A 22,184-nucleotide genomic window follows, 5' to 3' on the forward strand; every position below is an offset into this window, starting at 1 on the left:
TTACACTGCGCACCTGAACTTTTCCCTGTGGTGTGCCCGTGGCTCAAAACTCCGTATTTCTTCCTGAACAATTCCTGGCGCAGATGCGCGAGGCGCTTCCTTCTCACCTGTCGTTAGATGATTTTATCGCCGCCTGCCAGCGTCCGTTACGCCGAAGTATTCGCGTCAACACGCTGAAAATCAGCGTCGATGATTTTCTGGCGCTGGTCTCGCCGTACGGCTGGCAGCTTACGCCGGTACCGTGGTGCGCCGAGGGGTTCTGGATCGAACGCGATGACGAAGCCTCGCTGCCGCTGGGCAGTACCGCTGAACATCTGAGCGGCCTGTTCTATATTCAGGAAGCCAGCTCGATGCTGCCGGTGGCCGCCCTGTTCGCCAATGGCAATGCGCCTGAACGCGTGATGGATGTTGCCGCCGCTCCTGGCTCAAAAACCACGCAAATTGCCGCCCGAATGGGTAACCACGGGGCGATCCTCGCCAACGAGTTTTCCGCCAGCCGCGTGAAGGTGCTGCATGCCAACATCAGCCGCTGCGGTATTCATAATGTTGCCCTGACGCACTTCGACGGACGCGTGTTTGGCGCCGCTTTACCGGAAGCCTTCGATGCCATTCTGCTGGACGCGCCCTGCTCCGGCGAAGGGGTGGTGCGTAAAGATCCCGACGCGTTAAAGAACTGGTCCGTGGAGAGCAACCTGGAGATCGCCGCCACGCAGCGCGAGCTGATCGACAGCGCATTTCACGCGTTGCGCCCTGGCGGCACGCTGGTCTATTCAACGTGCACCTTAAACCGCGATGAAAACGAAGACGTCTGCCTGTGGCTGAAAGCGAACTACCCGGAGGCAGTTGAGTTCCTGCCGCTTAACGGCCTGTTCGCCTCGGCACAGGAGGCGGTCACGCCGGAGGGTTTCCTCCACGTGTTCCCGCAGATTTACGACTGCGAAGGGTTCTTTGTGGCGCGTCTGCGTAAAACGCAGGCGGTTGCTCCCCTGCCCGCACCTAAATTCAAGGTCGGCAACTTCCCGTTTGCTCCCCTTAAAGGTCGCGATGCAGCACAGCTTGAAGCCGCCGCCAAAAAGGTTGGGCTGGTCTGGGATGAGAGCCTGCGCCCCTGGATGCGTGATAAAGAGATATGGCTGTTCCCGGCACAGATCGAGCCGCTCATCGGAAAGGTCCGTTTTTCCCGAATCGGTATCCGCCTGGCGGAAGTGCATAATAAAGGGTATCGCTGGCAGCATGAGGCCGTTATCGCCCTTGCCGGATGCGAGAATACCTTTGCCCTGACGCATCAGGAAGCCGAAGAGTGGTACCGTGGTCGCGATGTCTATCCGGACAGCACGCCATCAGGCGATGAAGTGATAGTGACGTATCAGGGATATCCGCTGGGGCTGGCAAAAAAGGTCGGCTCAAGGCTGAAAAACAGCTATCCGCGCGAGCTGGTTCGGGACGGCCGTCTGTTTACCGGTAACGATCGCACAGCCTGAAAAAAAGCGCATTTTTTTACTGGCGATTTTGCTCTCCTTGTCTACGATCAAAAATGGGTGATCGCACTGGTCATACCAGATTTTGACAACCGACCCGGAGAGCACTATGACGAAAACCAGCGTGCGTATTGGCGCTTTTGAGATCGACGACGCAGAGCTGCGCGGCGAAGCACAAGGCGATCGAACGTTAAGTATTCCCTGCAAATCCGACCCGGATTTGTGCATGCAGCTCGATGCATGGGATGCAGACACCAGCGTCCCGGCAATACTTGATGGCGAACATTCTGTCCTTTACCGCGAGCATTACGATAGTAAAACCGATGCCTGGGTCATGCGTCTTGCCTGACCTAAAGAGAACCCGCCCGAAGGCGGGTTATTTATTACTGCAGCTGCGCCAGCGTGAAGTAACCGTCGAAAACAGCACCCGTATCAATGTAGTGAAGATTATTAAAATCGTATCTTCTGTCGAGAGGCGTATGTCCAAACCAGAAATGATCCGCGCCGCTGATGCCCTCTCCTTTACCCACCATAAATCCCATCAGCCTGTCGCGGTTCCATAAGACGCGCTGGGCACTGACCGGTTTTTGCCATCGGTATTCCGCGGCCGGATAATCAGCATGGGCAATCACATTCAGACCGTTCGCACAGGTTATCTCGATGATATGCGGTAAATCGCGACAGGCATCGAGCAACGACAGGGCAAGCTGTTGCTGGTCGCGTTCAAGATGCGAAAACCATATTCCGCCATTCATCGTCCAGAGTGAAAAATCGTTATTATCCAGACTGTCGAGAGCCATTTGCTCATGGTTTCCCCGCACGGCACGAAACCATTTTTCATGAATTAACTGCAGGCATTTAACGCTATCAGGGCCACGATCGATCACATCCCCGACCGAAATAAGTAAATCCTCATACGGGTTAAAGTGACGGCGTTTAAGCTCATCCATAAGCCACTGGTAACAACCGTGTATATCGCTGACAACCCAGACGTGACGCCACATCCCACCTTCAATTCGCTGATACATAGAACCTCCTTTAAACAGTATAGCCGCCGCAGAAAAGGCGACAGACCGGCGCGGTCGTCACGAAGTGAAACAAACGGTAAACCAAACAGAAATAAAGATCCTCGCGCTATTAATCCCTTTTTATTGGCTCTTTAGAATAAGGGTATAAAAAAAGAGGGGTCTTCACGTGTCTAATACGCACCTGCATAACGATGTTTTCTATCCGCATCGCACAAACATTATTTCCGAGCTGGTGAACGGCAAACGCGTGCCGGGTCCAATCTGGCGTAAACGCGAATATCGCCTGAAGTTCCTTTTACGCTCGCTTCTGTTCTGGTCTTCTACCCATCGCATGCTGGAAGCCCTTTCGGGTCGCGACGATTTCGACAGGCTGCTGGCCTCTCAAATTACGTTGCCCAGCAAGACCCACCGACAGTATCTGATGCGCGGCCTGACGGCTAACGATCGCGCCGACGCTATCGTCAACCATTACTACTGGATTGATAGCCTGAGAGAGAGCGGTCTCGCTCAGGCCCTGAGCAGCCCGCAGGAGCAAACTGTTGTGCAGTTCCACGCCAAAGACGGCGTAACCTATACGGTCAATGCCTCCTCTGCGGGGAAAGCCGAGCGCGAAGGCGAAAGCACGCTGTGGCTACGCGACAACGAGGATACGCTGCTGGCCAGCCTGACCTTTAGCGTCGCGCGCAGTAACGGCCAGCAAGTCATGGTCATCGGCGGGCTTCAGGGGCCCCGCCGCAGCGTATCGCGAGACGTCATTAAGCAGGCCACCCGCGCCTGTCACGGCCTGTTCCCTAAGCGCGTGTTAATGGAAGTTCTTTTTCAGCTGGCTGCACAGTCATCTGTCCGGGCGATTTTTGCCGTCAGCGATGAAGGGCACGTTTTCCGCGCGTTGCGATATCGCCTGAGCAAAGGCCGCCATTTCCACGCCAGCTACGATGAATTTTGGGCGTCTCTGGACGGTAAAAAACTTTCAAGCTTCTGCTGGCAACTGCCGCTGCAGATGGAGCGTAAATCCCTTGAAGAAATTGCCAGTAAAAAACGCGCCGAATACCGCCGTCGCTTTGAGCTGCTCGATGAAATAGAGGCATCCGTTAAGTCCCACTTTTAAGCCTGGCTGGCGTCTTCGCTCACTGCATAGCGGATGCATTCCGTTTAAAAAAGAATGATAAAGCAGCCCACTATTGCACAGGGCGAGGGCGCTCAGTTAGCATTGCGCGAAATGAAACCGGCGAATGCGTTGGGAAGAGCGCAATGTGGGCGCAAAAATGAGGGACTTCGGTAATGATCTATGACTGCTTCTTATATTACGATGAAGATATGCTTCTCGAAATCAGGCTAAACACGCTCGCGGACGTTGTCGATCGCTTCGTTATCGTTGAGTCAACGCATACCTTTACCGGTAAAAAGAGGCCGCTGCATTTTGACATTAATAAATACAGCCAGTTTAAAGATAAAATTATCTACGTTGTTCATGATAAAGAACCGATTACGAAAGCCGCTGAAGAATCACACCCTGCTCGGGAGGTGATTCCGGGTCTGCCAGAGGGAATGGTGGTGGATGCGTGGGCAAATGAAGCCGCGCAGAGGAATGCCATCATGCAGGGTTTGAAGCATGCCAACGATGATGATTTGATTTTAGTTTCCGATGTCGATGAGATATTTTCACCACAGGTGGTGGCATCGATAAATCCCAAAAAGCTCTGCACCACTATTTATCAGAATTTCTATAATTATCAGTTCAACCTGCAGGTTTTTAATACTGACAACACGCCAAGAAAATGTAAATTACCGCGAGCCACACAATATAAAAATCTCGTTAGTTTCTTTGGCGGCGAACCTGAATCATTCAGGAATCTTAAACGCACCCGAAGCGTTAAAAACTGGTCCTGGCTAAAGTGGAACTGGTTCAAGATTAACAACAGCATTATTGACAATGGTGGCTGGCACTTCTCGTGGGTAATGACACCCGAGCGCATCTCAGAAAAAATGTCGACCATATCCCATACTGAATACGATCTTCCTGAGTTTAACAACCCGGAACACATCATGAAGGTCATTAAAAATGCGGAAGATATCTGGGGTCGGGACAGGACATTAATCAAGCAAGAGCTAACGGTTGAAAACTTCCCGGAGTACATTGTCCGCCACAAAGACAAATTCAGCGCGTTCATTATTTAGCTTAGGGATGCCCTTTTGCTCGCCAGAGGGCGTTTGCTCAGCGGTCGCTCGGCCACAAAATTTTAACAAAGATCCCAAAAAACCCTGGACGCACGCGGTCCTGAGTATGTTATGGTTTAGACAGGATATGGAATGTTCAAGAAAGTTTCGGGTGATTTAGAATCAACACCGAACAACACTTTGAAAAACATACAGATAAAAAGAGACCGAATACGATTCCTGTATTCGGTCCAGGGAAATGGCTCTTGGGAGAGAGCCGTGCGCTAAAAGTTGGCATTAATGCAGGCTAAGTCGCCTTGCCTTTTAAGAATAGATGACGACGCCAGGTTTTCCAGTCCACAGCAAAAGCGGTCGGAAAAAAAGCGCCAGAGCATCATTAAAAGTGAAAAACCGCAGTGCTTTCGCAAGCATCTGCGGTTTTTTATTGGAAACCCGAACGTTAGCAGAGCTTGTCGGCGCGCTCGATAAACGGTGCCAGACTCATTTTTTGTCCCGGATGCGCCGGGTCATCGATTTGAATAATGCTAATCGGCTGGCCGCTGCTCTTGCCGCTGGCTACCTGCTGCTCTGCGGTATCATTCAGCGGGTATTGCACAAGCGTGCTCGGGTTGATGGCATACAGCGCATGGCCCGGACGGCAGGTCAGCATCACCTCTTCGCGATTGAACGCCCATTTGTCCTTACCCACTTCAAAACGACTCACGGTGATGACCTGCGGTGCGGCAAGCGCGCTCCCCGTACAGGCCAGCAATAAGAGAGAAAGTACTGTCTTTTTCATATGATATTTAACCTTGTCAGAAGGGTTCCCAGGTGGCAAACAGACTGACCGTTGCCAGCACCAGCGCTCCCAGCACCACTTCTGCCTGTGTCATCCTGATAAAAATCTGTTGTGCTCGCCCGCTCTCCGGACGAAACCGTGGCACCAGAAAATACCGATTTGCCAGCGCAATTACCACCATCAACGCCACCAGCGCACATTTGAACAACAAAAACCGCACGTAGCCAGCCTGCCAGGGAATATCGAGGCCCAGTATCATGAGCGCATTTATCACCCCGGAGAGCAGCACGCCCGCAACGGCGTAATGCCCCACGCGCGAGAAGCGCATCATGGTAAAGATGGCGGCATTCTGCCAGCGCCCTTTCGCCAGACGCATGCAGAACAGCAGGGGCATTAATCCGCCAAGCCAGGTGGCGGCACATATCAGGTGAAAAGCATAATTAAGACGCTGCAGCGCCCCCGTCGGACCGTCGTTCATCGCCGCATGCCCTACCCCAGCCAGCAGGATAAGCTGTCCCATTGCGAGCAGCAGCAGCCGCGAACCTTTCAGCGGCGCAAGCCATGCCGCACCGACCGTCAGCGCAGCGAGGATTATTTGCCACAGCCAGACGCCGCCAAACCGGGTTCCCATCACGCTGAACCATACCTGTGGCGCAAACACATCTCCCCAGCCGTTGCCCATCAATCCGCCCTGCAGCACAAACATCAGGACCGCAGCCGCCAGGCTCACTAAGGCCGCCACTTTCTGCTGCGACAGAAAACGCCGGGACAGCAGACGGTGAAGAGACGAAGGCGCAAACCAGACGCTGTAAAGCGCATTGCCAAACACCAGCATCAGCGCCCCGAAATGGATAAAGCGTAGCCCGATATAACACAGCGTCAGCATGCTATTTCACGCTAAAGTGATAGCTGCCTTTGGTTTTATGGCCATCCACGGAAACCACATGCCAGTCCACCTGGTAAGTCCCTGATGCCAGCGTTTGTTCCAGCGGCACGGTAAGCTGAGCTTTGTTCTTTTCGTCGCGCGTAGCGGTTCCCGTTTTGATGACCTGCTTTTGCGCATCCGTTACCACCACACCGCTAAATCCAGGTTCGATACCTTCTGAAAAATTCAGCGTAAGTGCCTGCGGTGCGGTCACCACGCTGTCTGCTGCCGGGATCTGCTGTTTAAGATGTGCATGTGCCAGCACGGAAGGCGTCATCATTGTCGAGGCCACAAAAACCAGTGCGCAGACCGCGCGGGAAGCGGAGAAACCCATCCTATCATTCCTTTTTGTTATGTCTGTATGCTAAAGAATAACGCTGTATAATAAACGAGTCGAGGATCATCCTGCCTCCGCTTGTCATCGTCGTGCAATCGCGGTAACGTTGCCGCCGCATAAAAAGGAGAAGGTAATGAAGATCAATCTGGCCGCCCTTCCGCAGGACGAGATGGATAAAGTGAATGTCGATCTCGCTGCCGCTGGCGTCGCGTTCAAAGAGCGTTACAACATGCCCGTCGTGGCTGAAGTCGTGGAACGGGAACAGCCCGCCCATCTGCGCGACTGGTTTCGCGAAAGACTCATCGCCCACCGCCTCGCCTCGGTCAACCTCTCCCGTTTACCGTACGAGCCTAAAGTTAAATAAGCTTAACGAGTCGTTACATTTCCTTACGCGGAATCTGGCAGGATAAGAAAACTCTGATTATTTTAGGTGTATTCTTAAATCTCTGCGACTCAGTGTATAAGGAAGTCACGATGTCACATTGGAATATAGCGGCAGCCCAGTATGGCGGGCTGCATCAGACTGTAGATGACCATGTTACGCACCACCTGCGCTTCATCGCCGAAGCAGCACGGCAGCGGTGCGATCTGCTGGTTTTCCCTGAACTCTCATTAACGGGCTCTGGCTCGCCGACGTTACCTCCCCCGCCCGATGACGCGCAGCTGGAGCCGCTGCTCAACGCGGCACATCAACACCAGATCACCGTTATTGCCGGGCTCCCCCTGGAACAGAATGGCCAGCGCCAGAAAGGCCTTGTGCTGTTTTCGCCCGCTCGCCATCGCATTTTGCGCTATCCGCAAGGGGGCGGTGCCAGCCTCGTGCCGGGGGATAAACACCTTACCATCCTTGATGCACATCCCGATTCGCCCAATCTCGATCCCCGGGCAACGCTTGTTACCAGCTGCCAGTCGGTGGGGGATAATCGCTGGCGGCAGTCCATCAGTAACCTGCAGCGCTTCGCGCATAAATATGCCATTGCGGTGCTGATGGCGAACGCCTGCGGCGGCAGCGCGCTCTGGGATGAAAAAGGCCAGCTGATCGTGCGCGCGGATAAGGGCGAGCTTCTGGTGACCGGCACGCTCGGCGGAGAGGGTTGGCAAGGCGATATCATTCCTTTAGGCTAGGCGTTTTAAGCTCAGGAGTTTTCAATGCTGCGCGTCATCGATACCGAAACTTGCGATCTTCAGGGCGGAATAGTGGAAGTGGCCTCTGTCGACGTGGTTGATGGTAAAATCGTCAACCCAATGAGCCATCTGGTGCGTCCCGATCGCCCCATCAGCCCTCAGGCGATGGCTATCCATCGCATTACCGAATCGATGGTGGCGGATAAGCCGTGGATCGAAGAGATCATTCCGCACTACTACGGTAGCCCGTGGTACGTCGCGCATAACGCCAGCTTTGACCGCCGGGTATTGCCTGAAATGCCGGGGGAATGGATTTGCACCATGAAGCTGGCGCGTCGTCTGTGGCCGGGGATTAAATACAGCAACATGGCGCTGTACAAGTCCCGCAAGCTCAGCGTTCGTACCCCTGAGGGGCTTCACCATCACCGCGCCCTGTATGACTGCTATATCACCGCCGCGTTGCTGATTGATATTATGAATATCTCTGGCTGGACGCCGGATGACATGGCGACGATCACAGGACGTCCCGCGCTGCTGACCACGTTTACCTTTGGTAAATATCGCGGGAAGCCGGTGTCCGAGGTGGCGGATAAAGACCCGGGCTATTTGCGCTGGCTGTATAACAACCTCGACAGAATGAGCCCGGAGCTGCGCTTAACGCTGAAACATTATCTGGGCGACGCTTAACGCTCCGCACGGCCTGGCAGCGTGTCCTGCGCCAGGCCTATTAAAAAAGCATATTCCAGAGCAACCCCTTCGTACGATTTAAATCGCCCCGATTTCCCCCCGTGTCCGGAATCCATATCGGTACACAGCAGCAGCAGATTGTCATCGGTTTTCAGCTCACGCAGTTTTGCCACCCATTTTGCCGGCTCCCAGTATTGCACCTGAGAATCATGCAAACCGGTGGTGACCAGCATATGCGGGTAGGCTTTCGCCTCAACGTTATCGTACGGGCTGTACTCTTTCATATAGCGGTAGTACATCTCATCCTGCGGATTCCCCCACTCCTCAAACTCCCCGGTGGTAAGAGGAATGGATTCATCGAGCATGGTCGTGACCACATCGACAAACGGTACCTGCGCGACAATCCCCTTAAAGCGATCGGGACGCTGGTTGATCGCCGCCCCCATCAGCATGCCGCCCGCGCTGCCCCCCATCCCGAAGCAAAGCTGCGGATCGCCGTAGCCCTGCTCAATCAGCGCATCGCAGACGTCGAGGTAGTCATTGAAGGTGTTTTTCTTCTTCAGGAATTTCCCGTCTTCATACCAGTGCTGGCCCAGCTCACCGCCGCCGCGAATATGGGCGATGGCGAAAACAAAACCGCGATCGAGCAGGCTTAGCCGGCTGCTGCTGAAATCGGCGTCCATGCTTGAGCCATACGAGCCGTAGCCGTACACCAGGATCGGGTTTTTGCCTTTCTGGAAATGAGCACGATGGTAAACAAGAGAGACCGGCACCTCCACGCCATCACGGGCGGTGACCCACAGGTGCTCGCTGCGGTAGTTTTCGGACTCAAACCCTTTTACCTCGGTCTGTTTAATCACCTGGCGCTGCCCGGTATCCATATCCAGCTCAAACAGGGTGTCCGGCGTGGTCATGGAGGAGTAGCCGTAGCGCAACCGCGACGATTCGGGTTCAGGGTTGAATCCAATCCACGTCACGTAGGCCGGGTCATCAAACGCAATCCCCACCACTTCCCGGGTTTTACGGTTGATTTGCCGGATACTGGTCAGCCCGCGCTGACGCTCTTCCACCACCAGCCAGTCGGTAAACAGGGTGAACCCTTCCAGCATCACCTGATCCCGCGCGGGGATAAGCACCTCCCACTTGCGCTCATCGCGCACTTTGGTTTTATAGAGACCAAAGTTTTTGCCCTCGCGATTGGAGCGCAAATAAAAGCTGTGCTGGAAGTGATCCAGGCTGTACTCGTGATCCTTACGGCGCGGCAGGAAACAGAGCGGCTGGGCGTCCGGCAGTTCGGCATCCAGCAGCAGGACTTCCGACGTCGTCGCGCTGGCAAGGAAGATAATCACATAGTGGCGTGAGGAGGTTTTATGCAGGCTGACATAGAAGGTTTCGTCTTTCTCTTCATAAACCAGCTCGTCGTCAGCGGAGTCCGTTCCCACGGTATGTCGCCACACCTGGTAAGGCAGCAGCGTCGACGCGTGCTTTTTGACGTAGTAAACCGTCTCGGAATCATTCGCCCAGACAAAATCCGGGGAGACGTTTTCCAGCATTTCCGGATACCAGTTGCCGGTCTCCAGATTGCGAAACCGCAGGCCGTACTGGCGGCGGGAGAGATAATCCTCCGCCAGCGCCATCACCGCGTTGTCAGGGGAAATGGACATGCCGCCCAGGGTATAAAACTCGCTGTGGGCGGCGCGCTGGTTGGCATCCAGCAGAATATCCCACTCATCCCATTCGGCGCTTAACACCGACTGACGCTGGTAGATGGGATACTCATTGCCGGGCTCGTAAATATGGCGATAGCGATAGCCGTTTTTGGTCCAGGGCGCGGAGATATCGCGCTGGGGAATACGCTGCACCATTTCATTCAGGAGCTGGTCCTGAAGCGTCTGCTGGCTGGACATGACCTTGCGGCCATAGTCGTTTTCCTCGTGCAGGTAGTCGAGTACCTCTGGCCGGGAGCGCGAATCGTCCCGCAGCCAGTAATAGTTGTCTATACGCGTATCGCCATGCGTGGTGATCGCATAAGGAGTACGTCGGGCTTTCGGTGGCATGTCATCATTCTTTTAAGTTTTACACCCTATAAGGTTGGCAAAACCCACGCATGATGCAAGCGAAACAGCGTCGCGACGGCGACGACTATCCCTGTAACGCCTGTTTTTGCTCCCGGATATCCCGCTCAATGCCCTCGCGCACGTCCTGAGGGATCTTTAACGCATCGCCCAGGGCGTTAAGGTAGCTCCGCTCCATAAAATGATCGATATCGATGGCTGCGCAGCTGAGGAAATAGAGCTCCAGCGCCTCTTCCTCATTTTTCACACTTTGGGCAAGACGCTGCGGCTCGAGCGGCTGTTCTATCGCCTGCGCCACCAGCACTCTTCCCTTCTCTTCAACGCCGGCTTCGCGCAGCTGCTGCTCGATCGCCGCTCGTTCCTTATCGTCAATATGCCCGTCGCTTTTCGCGGCAAAAACCAGCGCAAGAATGAGCCGTTCGGTACGCAGATCCAGCGGCGAGGTGTGCTCGCCGTAATGCGGTTCATCGCTGTGCGCGGTCCGTATTCTGTCCTTGTATTTATTCCACAGCACGGAGCCCGCGATGGCGCCGCCGCCGGCCAGCAACGCGCCTGTACCATACTTTGCCAGCAGCTTGCGTGAGGATTTATTCGCGACCAGCAGGCCTGCCAGCCCGCCGAGCGCTCCGGGTACCAGCAGTTTGCTGAGGTCCCGCTCGCCAGACGATGTTTTCTGCCCTAACAGGGATTGCAATTGATTTAACCAGCCAGACATGGTTTCCCTCACTTAACGGTGAACATGTTTCACAGCGTAAGCGAGCAGGCGTCAGGAAATGTCTGGTCGGGCTAAAGAAGCGCAAATTTCTGTCCCCTCGTTTAGCCGTGCACGAGACAGACGCAAACGTTTTCGTTTATACTGCGCGCAACTTTTTCAGGGGGATTGTTATGATTCGTTTAGGAACTGCGCTGCGACCTGCGGCGACGCGAGTGATGCTGTTGGGATCGGGCGAGCTGGGGAAAGAGGTCGCCATTGAGTGCCAGCGTTTAGGTGTGGAAGTCATTGCCGTAGACCGTTACGCCGACGCACCCGCCATGCACGTCGCCCATCGTTCTTATGTGATTAACATGCTGGATGGCGATGCCCTTCGCGAGCTGATTACGCGCGAAAAACCCGATTTTGTCGTGCCGGAAATTGAGGCCATTGCCACCGATACGCTGATCGCCCTGGAGCAGGAAGGCCAGCGCGTGGTGCCCTGTGCGAAAGCCGCAAAGCTGACCATGAACCGCGAAGGCATTCGTCGCCTGGCGGCGGAAGAGCTGGGATTGCCCACCTCGAGCTACCGTTTTGCTGGCGATAAGGCCGCGTTCCTGCAGGCCGTCGAGGAAATTGGTTACCCGTGCATCGTTAAGCCGGTGATGAGCTCCTCCGGAAAAGGACAGAGCTTTATTCGCGACAGCGGTACCCTAGATAACGCGTGGGATTATGCCCAGCAGGGCGGCCGTGCCGGGGCCGGTCGCGTGATCGTCGAAGGCGTCGTGAAGTTTGATTTCGAAATCACCCTGCTGACCGTCAGCGCCGTTGACGGCGTCCATTTCTGCGACCCGATTGGTCACCGTCAGGAGGATGGCGATTACCGCGAATCCTGGCAGCCGCAGCAGATGAGCACCCTGGCGCTGGAGCGTGCTCAGGAGATCGCCCGTAAAACCGTCCTGGCGCTGGGCGGCTATGGCCTGTTCGGCGTGGAGCTGTTTGTGTGCGGTGATGAGGTGATTTTCAGCGAAGTCTCCCCTCGCCCGCATGACACCGGCATGGTCACGCTGATTTCGCAGGATCTCTCCGAGTTCGCCCTGCACGTGCGCGCGTTCCTCGGCCTGCCCGTCGGCGGTGTACGTCAGTATGGCCCTGCCGCCTCGGCGGTGATCCTGCCGCAGTTAACCAGCCAGAACGTCACGTTTGATAACGTCGACGGGGCAGTGGGCGCAGGATTGCAGGTACGTCTGTTCGGCAAGCCGGAGATCGACGGAACTCGCCGTCTTGGCGTGGCATTAGCCACCGGAGATAACGTTGACGACGCTGTGGCAAGAGCGAAAGCGGCTGCTGCGAGCGTTAAGGTTGCAGGATAAAAAAACGGGCCAGAAGGCCCGTTTTTCATATGGCGAATGGCTTACTGCTTCGCGCCTTCAACCGCTTCGCGAGCCAGTTTGGTAATGCGATCCCAGTCGCCCGCTTCCAGCGCATCCGCCGGAACCAGCCATGAACCACCGATGCACAGCACGCTTTTCAGCGCCAGGTAGTCACGGTAGTTGGCAGGAGAGATACCGCCCGTCGGGCAGAAGCGTACCTGAGAGAAGGGACCCGCAATCGCCTGCAGCGCATTGGTGCCGCCGTTCGCTTCGGCCGGGAAGAATTTGAACTCTTTCAGACCGTAGTCCATGCCCAGCATCAGTTCAGAGACGGTGCTGATGCCAGGGATCAGCGGAATAGTACCTTCCGTGGCGGCTTTCAGCAGCGGCTCGGTCAGGCCAGGGCTGATGGCGAACTGCGCGCCCGCTTCGGTCACTTCCGCCAGCTGCTGCGCGTTGAGAACGGTACCCGCACCGATGATGGCGTCCGGCACTTCTTTGGCGATAGCGCGGATAGCGTCCATCGCGCAGGCGGTGCGCAGGGTGACTTCCAGAACGCGAACGCCGCCCGCAACCAGCGCTTTCGCCATCGGTACAGCGTGCTCCAGCTTGTTTACCACGATAACCGGCACGACAGGGCCAGTGGTCAGGATTGCTTCTGCACTTGTTTTCCAGTTTTTCATCAGAGTTTTCTCTCGCCAGATCGTTAAAATCAAGTCGTCTTAAAACGTAATACAGGTTGCGCCCTGCTCCGCACCGGAGAGTTTCTCACGCAGCGCGCTGAACATTTCGCGTCCGGTCCCCACGCGCGATGCGCTCAGGTCAGGAATATGAGGCTGACGTGCCGCCAGCTCGGCTTCATCCACCAGCAGGGTTAACTCGCCCGTCTGACCGTTCACGCGGATCATGTCACCGTCGCGTACTTTCGCCAGCAGGCCACCGTCGTAGGCTTCCGGCGTCACGTGGATGGCTGAAGGCACTTTACCGGATGCCCCGGAGAGGCGTCCATCGGTGACTAGCGCAATTTTGAAACGGCGGTCCAATAATACACCAAGTGGTGGCATAAGTTTATGTAATTCTGGCATCCCGTTGGCTTTAGGCCCCTGGTGACGCACCACCACCACGCAGTCTTTATCGAGCAGACCGGCGTCAAAGGCAGGTAACACGTCATGCTGGCTTTCAAATACCACCGCCGGCGCTTCGATAACCTGGTTCTCTTCCGGTACGGCAGAGGTCTTCATTACCGCACGACCGAGGTTGCCGCTCAGCACTTTGGTGCCGCCATGAGGAGAGAACGGTTTGTCGATCGTGGCAATCACCTGCGCATCAAGGGACGCGCTCGCCCCTTCACGCCAGTCCAGCTCGCCGTTGTTCAGCCACGGCTCCTGGGTGTAGCGCTGAAGGCCAAAGCCCGCCACGGTATTCACGTCTTCATGCAGCAGTCCGCCTTTCAGCAGCTCGCGCATCAGCAGCGGTACACCGCCTGCGGCCTGGAAGTGGTTAATATCCGCCGGACCGTTCGGGTACAGCCGTGCCATCAGCGGCACCACGGAAGAGATCTCGGAGAAGTCATCCCAGTTAATCAGAATGCCCGCCGCACGCGCCATGGCCACCAGGTGCATGGTGTGGTTGGTTGAGCCCCCGGTTGCCAGCAGCGCAACAATCCCGTTGACGATGACTTTTTCGTCAACCATTTTGCCCATCGGCATCCATTCGTTGCCGTTGCCGGTCAGACGCGTGACCTGACGGGCCGCGGCCTCGGTCAGCGCCTTGCGCAGCGGCGCATCCGGCTGGATAAAGGACGAGCCCGGAAGCTGCATCCCCATAAATTCCACGACCATCTGGTTAGTGTTAGCCGTACCGTAGAACGTACAGGTCCCCGGCGCATGATAGGACGCGGCTTCCGCCTCCAGCAGCGCCTGACGGTCTGCTTTCCCTTCCGCGTACAGCTGGCGGATACGCACTTTTTCTTTGTTCGGCAGACCGCTCGCCATTGGGCCGGACGGGACGAAGATCGCAGGCAGATGCCCAAACGACAGCGCCGCCATCACCAGGCCCGGGACAATCTTGTCGCACACGCCGAGGTACAGCGCGCCATCAAACATGTTGTGTGACAGGCCCACCGCGGCAGACATCGCAATCACTTCGCGGCTCAGCAGGGACAGCTCCATGCCGTCCTGCCCCTGCGTCACGCCGTCGCACATGGCAGGTACACCGCCCGCCACCTGGCCCACCGCATTTACGCTGTGCAGCGCGTTGCGGATGATAGTGGGATAGACCTCATACGGCTGGTGCGCGGAAAGCATATCGTTATAGGAGGTAATGATGGCGATATTGTTACGCAACATGCTTTTCAGCGACGCTTTATCATCAGGCTGGCAGGCGGCGAAGCCGTGCGCCAGGTTCCCGCAGGCCAGCAGTGATCGGTGGACGGTGCTGCTCTTTGCCTGTTCAATCCGGGCGAGGTAGGCCGAACGGGTCTCTTTCGAGCGCTCGATAATGCGCTGTGTTACGCGTAACAATGTCGGATTCATAAAAGCTCCTCTAAATTATCTGTCCGGCTCGGGAGTTTACAAAGTCGCTGGCAGTTGTTAACAACGCTGAAACGCTTGCTGTCCGGAGCTCAGGGGCAAAATCACTTCCGGCAGTGTAATAAAAAAAGCTCCGCGGGTGAATCCACGCGGAGCTTAAAAGTTGAAAATTGTGCCACTAGCTGTGTTAGATCATGTTACCGGTAAAATAACACTTTCGAGCTAGAGGATTATCTTACTCAAACTCGTTCCAGGAGCGGCCATCGCGGGTGATCATTGCCACCGACGCGACAGGTCCCCAGGTACCCGCCTGATACGGTTTTGGCGCATCCTGATCGGCAGCCCAGGCTTCGGTGATGGAGTCGACCCATTTCCACGCCTCTTCCACTTCGTCGCGACGCACGAACAGCGCCTGGATACCGCGCATGGTTTCCAGCAGCAGACGCTCGTAAGCATCGGCCAGGTGCGTCTGATTAAAGGTTTCGGAGTAGCTCAGATCCAGCTTGGTGGTCTGCAGGTTGTGTTTATGATCCAGCCCCGGCACTTTGTTCAGGATCTGGATATCCACCCCTTCGTCCGGCTGCAGACGAATAGTCAGTTTGTTCTGCGGCAGTTCCTGCCAGGACTCTTTGAACAGGTTCAGTTCCGGGTTTTTGAAGTAAACCACCACTTCGGAACATTTGGCCGGCAGACGTTTACCGGTGCGCAGGTAGAACGGAACGCCCGCCCAGCGCCAATCGTCGATATCCACGCGGATCGCCACGAACGTCTCGGTGTTGCTGGACTTGTTAGCGCCCTCTTCTTCCAGGTAGCCCGGCACTTTTTTGCCTTGCGCAAACCCGGCGGTGTACTGGCCGCGGACGGTCTTCTCACGCACGTTGGAGCGATCGATGCGGCGCAGTGACTTCAGCACTTTAACTTTTGCGTCACGGATGCTGTCAGCCGTCAGGTCAGACGGTGGAGACATGGCAATCATGCACAGAATTTGCAGCAGGTGGTTCTGGATCATGTCGCGCATCTGACCGGCCTGGTCAAAGTAACCCCAGCGACCTTCAATCCCCACCTCTTCCGCCACGGTGATTTCCACGTGGTCGATAGTGCGGTTGTCCCAGTTATTCACAAACAGGGAGTTAGCGAAACGCAGCGCCAGCAGGTTCAGTACCGTCTCTTTACCGAGATAGTGGTCGATACGGTAGACCTGGCACTCTTCAAAGAACTCGCCCACCTGGTCGTTGATTTCACGCGAGGTTGCCAGCGACGTACCCAGCGGCTTTTCCATCACGACGCGAGCCGGTTTGGCGTTCAGTTTGGCTTCGCCCAGACCTTTGCAGATGGCGCCGAAGGTGCTTGGCGGCATGGCGAAATAGTTAATGGTGACACGGTTTTTCTGATCCAGCATCGCGCCTAAGCGGGTAAACGCGCTGACGTCATTAACGTCCAGGTTGCAGAAATCGAGGCGTCCACTCAGGGTATCCCACAAACTTTCATCAATTTTTTCCTTCATGAAAGTTTCGAGCGCCTCGCGGACGACTTTGGTATAAGCGTCCTTATCCCAGTCTGCGCGCCCGACACCCAGGATACGGGTATCCGGATGAATTTGGCCCGCTTTCTCCAGTTGATACAGGGAAGGCAGCAATTTTCGGCGTGCAAGATCGCCTTTCGCGCCGAAAATGACCAGGTCACATGCCTGGGCTGTTTGCGTTACCGCCATGTCATTCTCCTCAGTTGGATCACCTGGTACTTCTGCCAGGTATCGTTGTAATTTTATTACAATGCACTGTACTGCTTTTACGTCATTCCCGAAACCATTAGCGCTTATCGTCGCGTGCGATAACGCGATTTTTCCCCCTTTGGAGGATTACGACGGCGCAATGACGCAACAACCGTCGTTTCTTTGCGCAACGGGGTCACAGCAAAACCCGACACCGATCAAGTAATGAAAAAAAACAACAACATTATCTTGTCGATTGTTACCCTTAATGGAAGCCACAAGGGTAATATCGGTTAAATCGAATCACGATTTCATCAATTTATGAAATCGTTTACACCCATGAGCGTCCTGTTAACATGAACATGCTGGAAAAAATCCAGTTTCAACTGGAACACCTTAGCAAATCCGAGCGAAAAGTGGCCGAGGTCATTCTCGCCTCCCCCGCTCAGGCGATTCATTCAAGCATCGCCGCTCTGGCACAGGAAGCGGGTGTTAGCGAACCGACGGTCAATCGCTTTTGCCGCAGCCTCGAAACGCGCGGCTTTCCTGATTTTAAACTGCATCTGGCACAAAGTCTGGCTAACGGCACCCCATATGTTAATCGTAATGTGGATGAAGACGACAGCGTTGATGCCTATACCGCGAAAATTTTTGAATCGGCTATGGCTTCGCTTGACCACGTCCGCCAGTCTCTGGACATGAGTTCCGTGAATCGCGCGGTGGATTTGCTCACCCAGGCCAAGCGGATTGCGTTCTTTGGTCTCGGGTCGTCTGCCGCAGTGGCGCATGACGCCATGAACAAATTTTTCCGCTTTAACGTCCCGGTGATTTATTCCGATGACATTGTGCTGCAACGCATGAGCTGTATGAATTGCAGTGAAGATGACGTCGTGGTACTGATTTCGCACACCGGCCGCACCAAGAGTCAGGTAGAGCTGGCGCAGCTGGCCCGTGAAAACGATGCCATGGTGATTGCCCTCACCACGGCAGGCACGCCGCTGGCGCGTGAGGCGACGCTGGCGATCACCCTCGACGTGCCGGAAGACACCGACATTTATATGCCGATGGTTTCCCGACTGGCGCAGCTCACCGTGATTGACGTGCTGGCAACCGGTTTTACCTTACGTCGGGGCGCAAAATTCCGGGATAACTTGAAGCGGGTCAAGGAAGCGCTGAAGGAATCGCGTTTTGATAAAGAATTGCTTATAAAGAGCGATGTTCCCTGATAGTTGATAACGAAGACGTAACCAATAATTACGATGTAACGATTTACGGCATTCGGTCCCCTCTCCGCTGCCTTGCAGCAGATGAAGGCCGATTCAATGTTCACGCAACACCAAAGTTGTTTCAGTCAACGGAGTATTACATGTCCAGAAGGCTTCGCAGAACCAAGATCGTAACCACCTTAGGCCCGGCCACCGATCGCGATAATAATCTTGAGAAAATTATCGCCGCCGGCGCCAACGTGGTGCGTATGAACTTCTCTCACGGTACGCCAGAAGACCATAAATTACGTGCCGATAAAGTGCGTGAAATCGCAGCCAAACTGGGCCGCCACGTTGCTATCCTCGGCGATTTGCAGGGTCCAAAAATTCGTGTATCGACCTTTAAAGAGGGTAAGGTTTTCCTCAATATCGGCGACAAATTCCTGCTTGATGCCAACCTGGGCAAAGGCGAAGGCGATAAAGAGAAAGTCGGTATCGACTATAAAGGCCTGCCGGCTGACGTGGTGCCGGGCGATATCCTGTTGCTCGACGACGGTCGCGTACAGCTGAAGGTGCTGGAAGTTCAGGGCATGAAAGTGTTCACCGAAGTCACCGTCGGCGGCCCGCTCTCCAACAATAAAGGCATCAACAAACTGGGTGGCGGCCTCTCTGCAGAAGCGCTTACCGATAAAGACAAAGCGGACATCGTGACGGCTGCGCTGATCGGCGTTGACTACCTGGCGGTCTCCTTCCCGCGCTGCGGCGAAGATCTGAACTATGCGCGTCGCCTGGCACGTGATGCAGGCTGCGATGCTAAAATCGTCGCGAAAGTTGAACGCGCGGAAGCCGTTTGCGATCAGGATGCCATGGACGATGTGATCCTCGCGTCTGACGTGGTGATGGTTGCGCGCGGTGACCTGGGCGTGGAGATTGGCGACCCTGAGCTGGTAGGGATCCAGAAAGCGCTGATTCGTCGCGCACGTCAGCTGAACCGCGCGGTGATCACCGCGACTCAGATGATGGAATCGATGATCACCAACCCAATGCCAACCCGTGCAGAAGTCATGGACGTGGCTAACGCCGTGCTGGACGGTACCGATGCGGTGATGCTCTCTGCGGAAACCGCTGCGGGCCAGTATCCGGCAGAAACCGTGGCCGCTATGGCGCGCGTCTGCCTGGGCGCTGAAAAGATCCCAAGCATCAACGTTTCTAAACACCGTCTGGACGTGCAGTTCGACAACGTGGAAGAAGCGATTGCGATGTCTGCGATGTACGCGGCAAACCATCTGAAGGGCGTTACCGCGATCATCACCATGACCGAATCTGGCCGCACCGCGCTGATGACCTCTCGTATCAGCTCTGGTCTGCCGATCTTCGCTATGTCCCGTCACGAACGTACCCTGAACCTGACGGCGCTGTACCGCGGCGTGACGCCGGTTCACTTCGACAGCACCAACGACGGCGTAGCTGCGGCGCATGATGCCGTAAACCTGCTGCGCGATAAAGGCTATCTGGTGTCCGGTGATATCGTCATTGTGACCCAGGGCGACGTGATGAGCACCATCGGCTCAACCAACACCACGCGCGTTATGACCGTCGAGTAATAATGTCTGTGTTAAAAAGCCCTCTCCAGATGGAGAGGGCTTTTTTTATTTCCGCGGATAAAGCTCTTTGCGTTTATAGGGCTCGGTTTCACCCGGCTTACGCGTTTTAAGCAGCTTCAGGATCCACGTGTACTGTTCGGCATGCGGCCCCACCAGAATTTCCACCTCTTCGTTCATTCGACGCGCGATCGTGTGGTCGTCCGCGGTCAGCAGATCATCCATCGGCGGACGGACCTCAATACTCAGGCGATGCGTTTTGCCGTCATAGACCGGGAACAGCGGGATCACGCGGGCACGACAGACTTTCATCAGGCGACCAATCGCGGGGAGCGTCGCTTTATAGGTCGCAAAGAAATCGACAAACTCGCTGTGCTCGGGGCCGTGGTCCTGATCCGGCAGATAGTAGCCCCAGTACCCCTGACGCACCGACTGAATGAAGGGCTTAATGCCATCGTTACGCGCATGCAAACGTCCGCCAAAACGACGACGCACCGTATTCCAGACAAAATCGTAGATTTTATTTCCCTGGTTATGGAACATCGCCGCCATTTTCTGGCCCTGAGACGCCATCAGCATCGCCGGAATATCAACGCCCCAGCCGTGGGGGACGAGGAAAATGACTTTCTCGTCATTGCGGCGCATCTCCTCGATGATGTCCAGCCCTTTCCAGTCAACGCGATCGACGATTTTATCCGGCCCTTTCAGCGCCAGTTCAGCCATCATCGCCATTGCCTGCGGCGCGGTGGTATACATCTCATCAATGATTGCCTCGCGCTCGGCGTCGCTTTTCTCAGGAAAACAGTAGTAGAGGTTGATCTGCGCGCGGCGGCGGGCGCTCTTGCCTAAACGCCCGGCCAGACGGCCAATTTTCCCCAGAACGGGATCGCGTACGGAAGCAGGCAGCATCGCCATCCCCGCAAAAGTGTAAACACCAAGCCAGGCGCCCCAGTTGCGCGGATGGCGGAAGGATTTTTCAAACTCAGGAATGTATTCAATATTGTTTTTTTTGGTTTCCATGCTGGATCCAGGGTCTGATGACGCAAAATTTTATTCAGATAGTGTAGCGAGGCAGTCGTCCACGCACAAAAGAAAAAGCCGGCGTCAGTGTGCGCCGGCTTTTTTAACAAAAACAGAGGGCTTAGTTTAAGCTCAGCTGCGGCATCACCTCTTTCACCTGCGCCAGATAATCAGTACGATCTTTACCTGTCAGGCCTTCGGTGCGCGGCAGTTTCGCCGTCAGCGGGTTCACGGCCTGCTGGTTGATCCACACTTCATAGTGCAGGTGCGGGCCGGTAGAGCGTCCGGTATTGCCGGAGATCGCGATACGGTCACCACGCTTCACCTTCTGGCCCGGCTTCACCAGCAGCTTACGCAGGTGCATATAGCGGGTCGTATAAGTACGACCATGACGTACCGCGACATAATATCCGGCGGCACCGCTACGCTTGGCCACCACCACTTCGCCATCTCCAACCGCCAGTACCGGCGTGCCCTGCGGCATGGCAAAGTCAACGCCACGGTGCGGCGCGACGCGCCCGGTTACCGGGTTCAGACGACGCGGGTTAAAGTTAGAGGAGACGCGGAACTGTTTTGCCGTCGGGAAGCGCAGGAAACCTTTTGCAAGGCCCGTACCGCTGCGGTCATAGAACTTACCGTCTTCGGCACGAATTGCGTAGTAATCTTTGCCTTCGGAGCGCAGACGTACGCCCAACAGCTGGCTTTGCTCGCGCTTGCCGTCCAGCATTTCGCGGGACATCAGGACGGAGAACTCATCGCCCTTCTTCAGCTTGCGAAAATCCATCTGCCACTGCATGGCTTTGATCACCGAGCTGATTTCAGCGCTGGTCAGGCCTGCATCTCGCGCGCTGGAGACAAAGCTCGCGCCCACGGTACCTTTCAGAACGCTGTTAACCCAGTCGCCCTTCTGCATTTCGCTGGTCATTTTGAAACCGTTTGCAGTGCGATCGTAGGTGCGGGTTTCGCGGCGGGACATTTCCCAGGTCAGACGCTGGAGATCGCCATCCGCCGTTAATGTCCAGGAGAGCTGCTGTCCGATTTTCAGGTTACGAAGATCTTTATCCGCAGCCGCCAGCTGGCTGATATTGCCCATGTCTATGCCGTACTGGTTCAGCACGCTACTCAGCGTATCCCCGGTAGAGACAACATATTCGTGGATACCCGCCTCGTTCTCGGTTTTATCGTCCAGCTCATCCTGCGGGATAGCTTCATCTTCCTGAGCCGCCTGGTCGATAGGCTCACTGGCTTCAGGCAGCAAAGAACGGATTTCGCTCTTTTCAAGCTCAATGGTTTTAATGATAGGGGCAGAACTCGGGTGGTAAACATAGGGCCGCCAGACGGCGACCGCTAAGGTGAGAACTGTAAGCGACCCCAGCATAACGCGGTGGGGTCGTGGCAGATTGTTAAATGCCAGGGCGACAGAGCGGGCTATCTGTTGCAC

General features: G+C 55.5%; 21 protein-coding genes. 10 read left to right on the forward strand and 11 right to left on the reverse strand.

Translation table 11 applies throughout. The annotated features are described in order from the left end of the window. Window positions 1-38: 38 nt before the first annotated feature. On the forward strand, window positions 39-1,481 hold the full coding sequence (gene rsmF / locus IM317_RS11125) for a 16S rRNA (cytosine(1407)-C(5))-methyltransferase RsmF (RefSeq protein WP_033145836.1): 1,443 nt from the start codon (window positions 39-41) through the stop codon (window positions 1,479-1,481). Window positions 1,482-1,587: 106 nt separating this feature from the next. Continuing rightward, complete coding sequence (locus IM317_RS11130) at window positions 1,588-1,827, forward strand: YebV family protein (protein WP_008500472.1); 240 nt, start codon at window positions 1,588-1,590, stop codon at window positions 1,825-1,827. Window positions 1,828-1,861: 34 nt separating this feature from the next. Here the strand turns inward: IM317_RS11130 and pphA are convergent, their stop codons facing one another. Beyond that, a complete protein-coding gene (pphA, locus tag IM317_RS11135; protein ID WP_033145837.1) occupies window positions 1,862-2,506 on the reverse strand; it encodes a protein-serine/threonine phosphatase in 645 nt (214 codons plus the stop codon). Window positions 2,507-2,672: 166 nt separating this feature from the next. On the opposite strand from pphA, the gene IM317_RS11140 reads away from it, so the two are divergent. Both IM317_RS11140 and IM317_RS11145 read left to right on the forward strand, forming a co-directional pair. Beyond that, window positions 2,673-3,614, forward strand: coding sequence for a VirK/YbjX family protein (locus IM317_RS11140; RefSeq protein ID WP_033145838.1), 942 nt, complete (start codon window positions 2,673-2,675; stop codon window positions 3,612-3,614). A 173-nt stretch (window positions 3,615-3,787) separates the two neighbouring features. After that, entirely contained in the window at window positions 3,788-4,684 is an 897-nt protein-coding gene (locus tag IM317_RS11145) for a benzoate transporter (RefSeq protein ID WP_033145839.1), read from the forward strand. A 439-nt stretch (window positions 4,685-5,123) separates the two neighbouring features. On the opposite strand, the gene IM317_RS11150 is transcribed toward IM317_RS11145, so the two are convergent. Genes IM317_RS11150 through yobA form a run of 3 tightly spaced genes read right to left on the reverse strand, consistent with a single transcriptional unit; the run spans window position 5,124 to window position 6,721 of the window. Continuing rightward, window positions 5,124-5,462: a YebY family protein gene (locus tag IM317_RS11150; RefSeq protein WP_033145840.1), complete on the reverse strand. Its 339-nt coding sequence runs from the start codon at window positions 5,460-5,462 to the stop codon at window positions 5,124-5,126. 16 nt (window positions 5,463-5,478) lie between these two features. Next, window positions 5,479-6,348, reverse strand: a complete 870-nt coding sequence (gene copD / locus IM317_RS11155; protein ID WP_033145841.1) for a copper homeostasis membrane protein CopD — start codon at window positions 6,346-6,348, stop codon at window positions 5,479-5,481. Between the two features lies 1 nt (window position 6,349). Beyond that, window positions 6,350-6,721 (reverse strand): CopC domain-containing protein YobA, encoded by a 372-nt coding sequence (gene yobA, locus IM317_RS11160; RefSeq protein ID WP_033145842.1) that lies wholly within the window; start codon window positions 6,719-6,721, stop codon window positions 6,350-6,352. A 136-nt stretch (window positions 6,722-6,857) separates the two neighbouring features. On the opposite strand from yobA, the gene IM317_RS11165 reads away from it, so the two are divergent. The 3 genes from IM317_RS11165 to exoX all read left to right on the forward strand — a co-directional run bounded on the left by IM317_RS11165 (window position 6,858) and on the right by exoX (window position 8,536). Beyond that, a complete protein-coding gene (locus IM317_RS11165; protein ID WP_008500465.1) occupies window positions 6,858-7,088 on the forward strand; it encodes a DNA polymerase III subunit theta in 231 nt (76 codons plus the stop codon). A gap of 110 nt (window positions 7,089-7,198) precedes the next feature. Further along, the gene (locus IM317_RS11170; protein WP_033145843.1) at window positions 7,199-7,849 is read left to right on the forward strand and encodes a carbon-nitrogen hydrolase family protein; all 651 of its coding nucleotides are present in this window, start codon (window positions 7,199-7,201) and stop codon (window positions 7,847-7,849) included. A 24-nt stretch (window positions 7,850-7,873) separates the two neighbouring features. After that, the gene (exoX, locus tag IM317_RS11175) at window positions 7,874-8,536 is read left to right on the forward strand and encodes an exodeoxyribonuclease X (protein WP_010432611.1); all 663 of its coding nucleotides are present in this window, start codon (window positions 7,874-7,876) and stop codon (window positions 8,534-8,536) included. On the opposite strand, the gene ptrB is transcribed toward exoX, so the two are convergent. Both ptrB and IM317_RS11185 read right to left on the reverse strand, forming a co-directional pair. Beyond that, entirely contained in the window at window positions 8,533-10,593 is a 2,061-nt protein-coding gene (ptrB, locus tag IM317_RS11180) for an oligopeptidase B (protein ID WP_033145844.1), read from the reverse strand. The genes exoX and ptrB overlap by 4 nt on opposite strands. 85 nt (window positions 10,594-10,678) lie before the next feature. After that, the gene (locus IM317_RS11185; protein WP_033145845.1) at window positions 10,679-11,326 is read right to left on the reverse strand and encodes a tellurite resistance TerB family protein; all 648 of its coding nucleotides are present in this window, start codon (window positions 11,324-11,326) and stop codon (window positions 10,679-10,681) included. 170 nt (window positions 11,327-11,496) lie between these two features. On the opposite strand from IM317_RS11185, the gene purT reads away from it, so the two are divergent. Continuing rightward, window positions 11,497-12,675 carry a formate-dependent phosphoribosylglycinamide formyltransferase gene (gene purT / locus IM317_RS11190; RefSeq protein ID WP_033145846.1) on the forward strand — a complete coding sequence of 393 codons (1,179 nt, stop codon included), beginning with the start codon at window positions 11,497-11,499 and terminating at the stop codon, window positions 12,673-12,675. A 41-nt stretch (window positions 12,676-12,716) separates the two neighbouring features. Here the strand turns inward: purT and kdgA are convergent, their stop codons facing one another. The 3 genes from kdgA to zwf all read right to left on the reverse strand — a co-directional run bounded on the left by kdgA (window position 12,717) and on the right by zwf (window position 16,917). Beyond that, on the reverse strand, window positions 12,717-13,358 hold the full coding sequence (kdgA, locus tag IM317_RS11195; RefSeq protein ID WP_033145847.1) for a bifunctional 4-hydroxy-2-oxoglutarate aldolase/2-dehydro-3-deoxy-phosphogluconate aldolase: 642 nt from the start codon (window positions 13,356-13,358) through the stop codon (window positions 12,717-12,719). 39 nt (window positions 13,359-13,397) lie between these two features. Further along, entirely contained in the window at window positions 13,398-15,209 is a 1,812-nt protein-coding gene (edd, locus tag IM317_RS11200) for a phosphogluconate dehydratase (RefSeq protein WP_033145848.1), read from the reverse strand. Between the two features lie 232 nt (window positions 15,210-15,441). Then, on the reverse strand, window positions 15,442-16,917 hold the full coding sequence (gene zwf, locus IM317_RS11205) for a glucose-6-phosphate dehydrogenase (protein WP_023312228.1): 1,476 nt from the start codon (window positions 16,915-16,917) through the stop codon (window positions 15,442-15,444). Window positions 16,918-17,273: 356 nt separating this feature from the next. Between zwf and IM317_RS11210 the strand changes: the two genes are divergently transcribed. Together IM317_RS11210 and pyk are read left to right on the forward strand one after the other, a co-directional pair. Then, complete coding sequence (locus IM317_RS11210) at window positions 17,274-18,143, forward strand: MurR/RpiR family transcriptional regulator (protein WP_023312229.1); 870 nt, start codon at window positions 17,274-17,276, stop codon at window positions 18,141-18,143. Window positions 18,144-18,283: 140 nt separating this feature from the next. Further along, window positions 18,284-19,726: a pyruvate kinase gene (gene pyk, locus IM317_RS11215; protein WP_008500455.1), complete on the forward strand. Its 1,443-nt coding sequence runs from the start codon at window positions 18,284-18,286 to the stop codon at window positions 19,724-19,726. 45 nt (window positions 19,727-19,771) lie between these two features. Here pyk and lpxM read toward each other — a convergent pair whose 3' ends face one another. Then, window positions 19,772-20,743: a lauroyl-Kdo(2)-lipid IV(A) myristoyltransferase gene (gene lpxM, locus IM317_RS11220; RefSeq protein ID WP_033145849.1), complete on the reverse strand. Its 972-nt coding sequence runs from the start codon at window positions 20,741-20,743 to the stop codon at window positions 19,772-19,774. 121 nt (window positions 20,744-20,864) lie between these two features. Beyond that, complete coding sequence (mepM, locus tag IM317_RS11225; RefSeq protein ID WP_024909694.1) at window positions 20,865-22,184, reverse strand: murein DD-endopeptidase MepM; 1,320 nt, start codon at window positions 22,182-22,184, stop codon at window positions 20,865-20,867.

Source organism: Enterobacter cloacae complex sp. S3 (assembly GCF_014930495.1).
GTDB classification, from domain to species: Bacteria; Pseudomonadota; Gammaproteobacteria; order Enterobacterales; family Enterobacteriaceae; genus Enterobacter; species Enterobacter asburiae_B.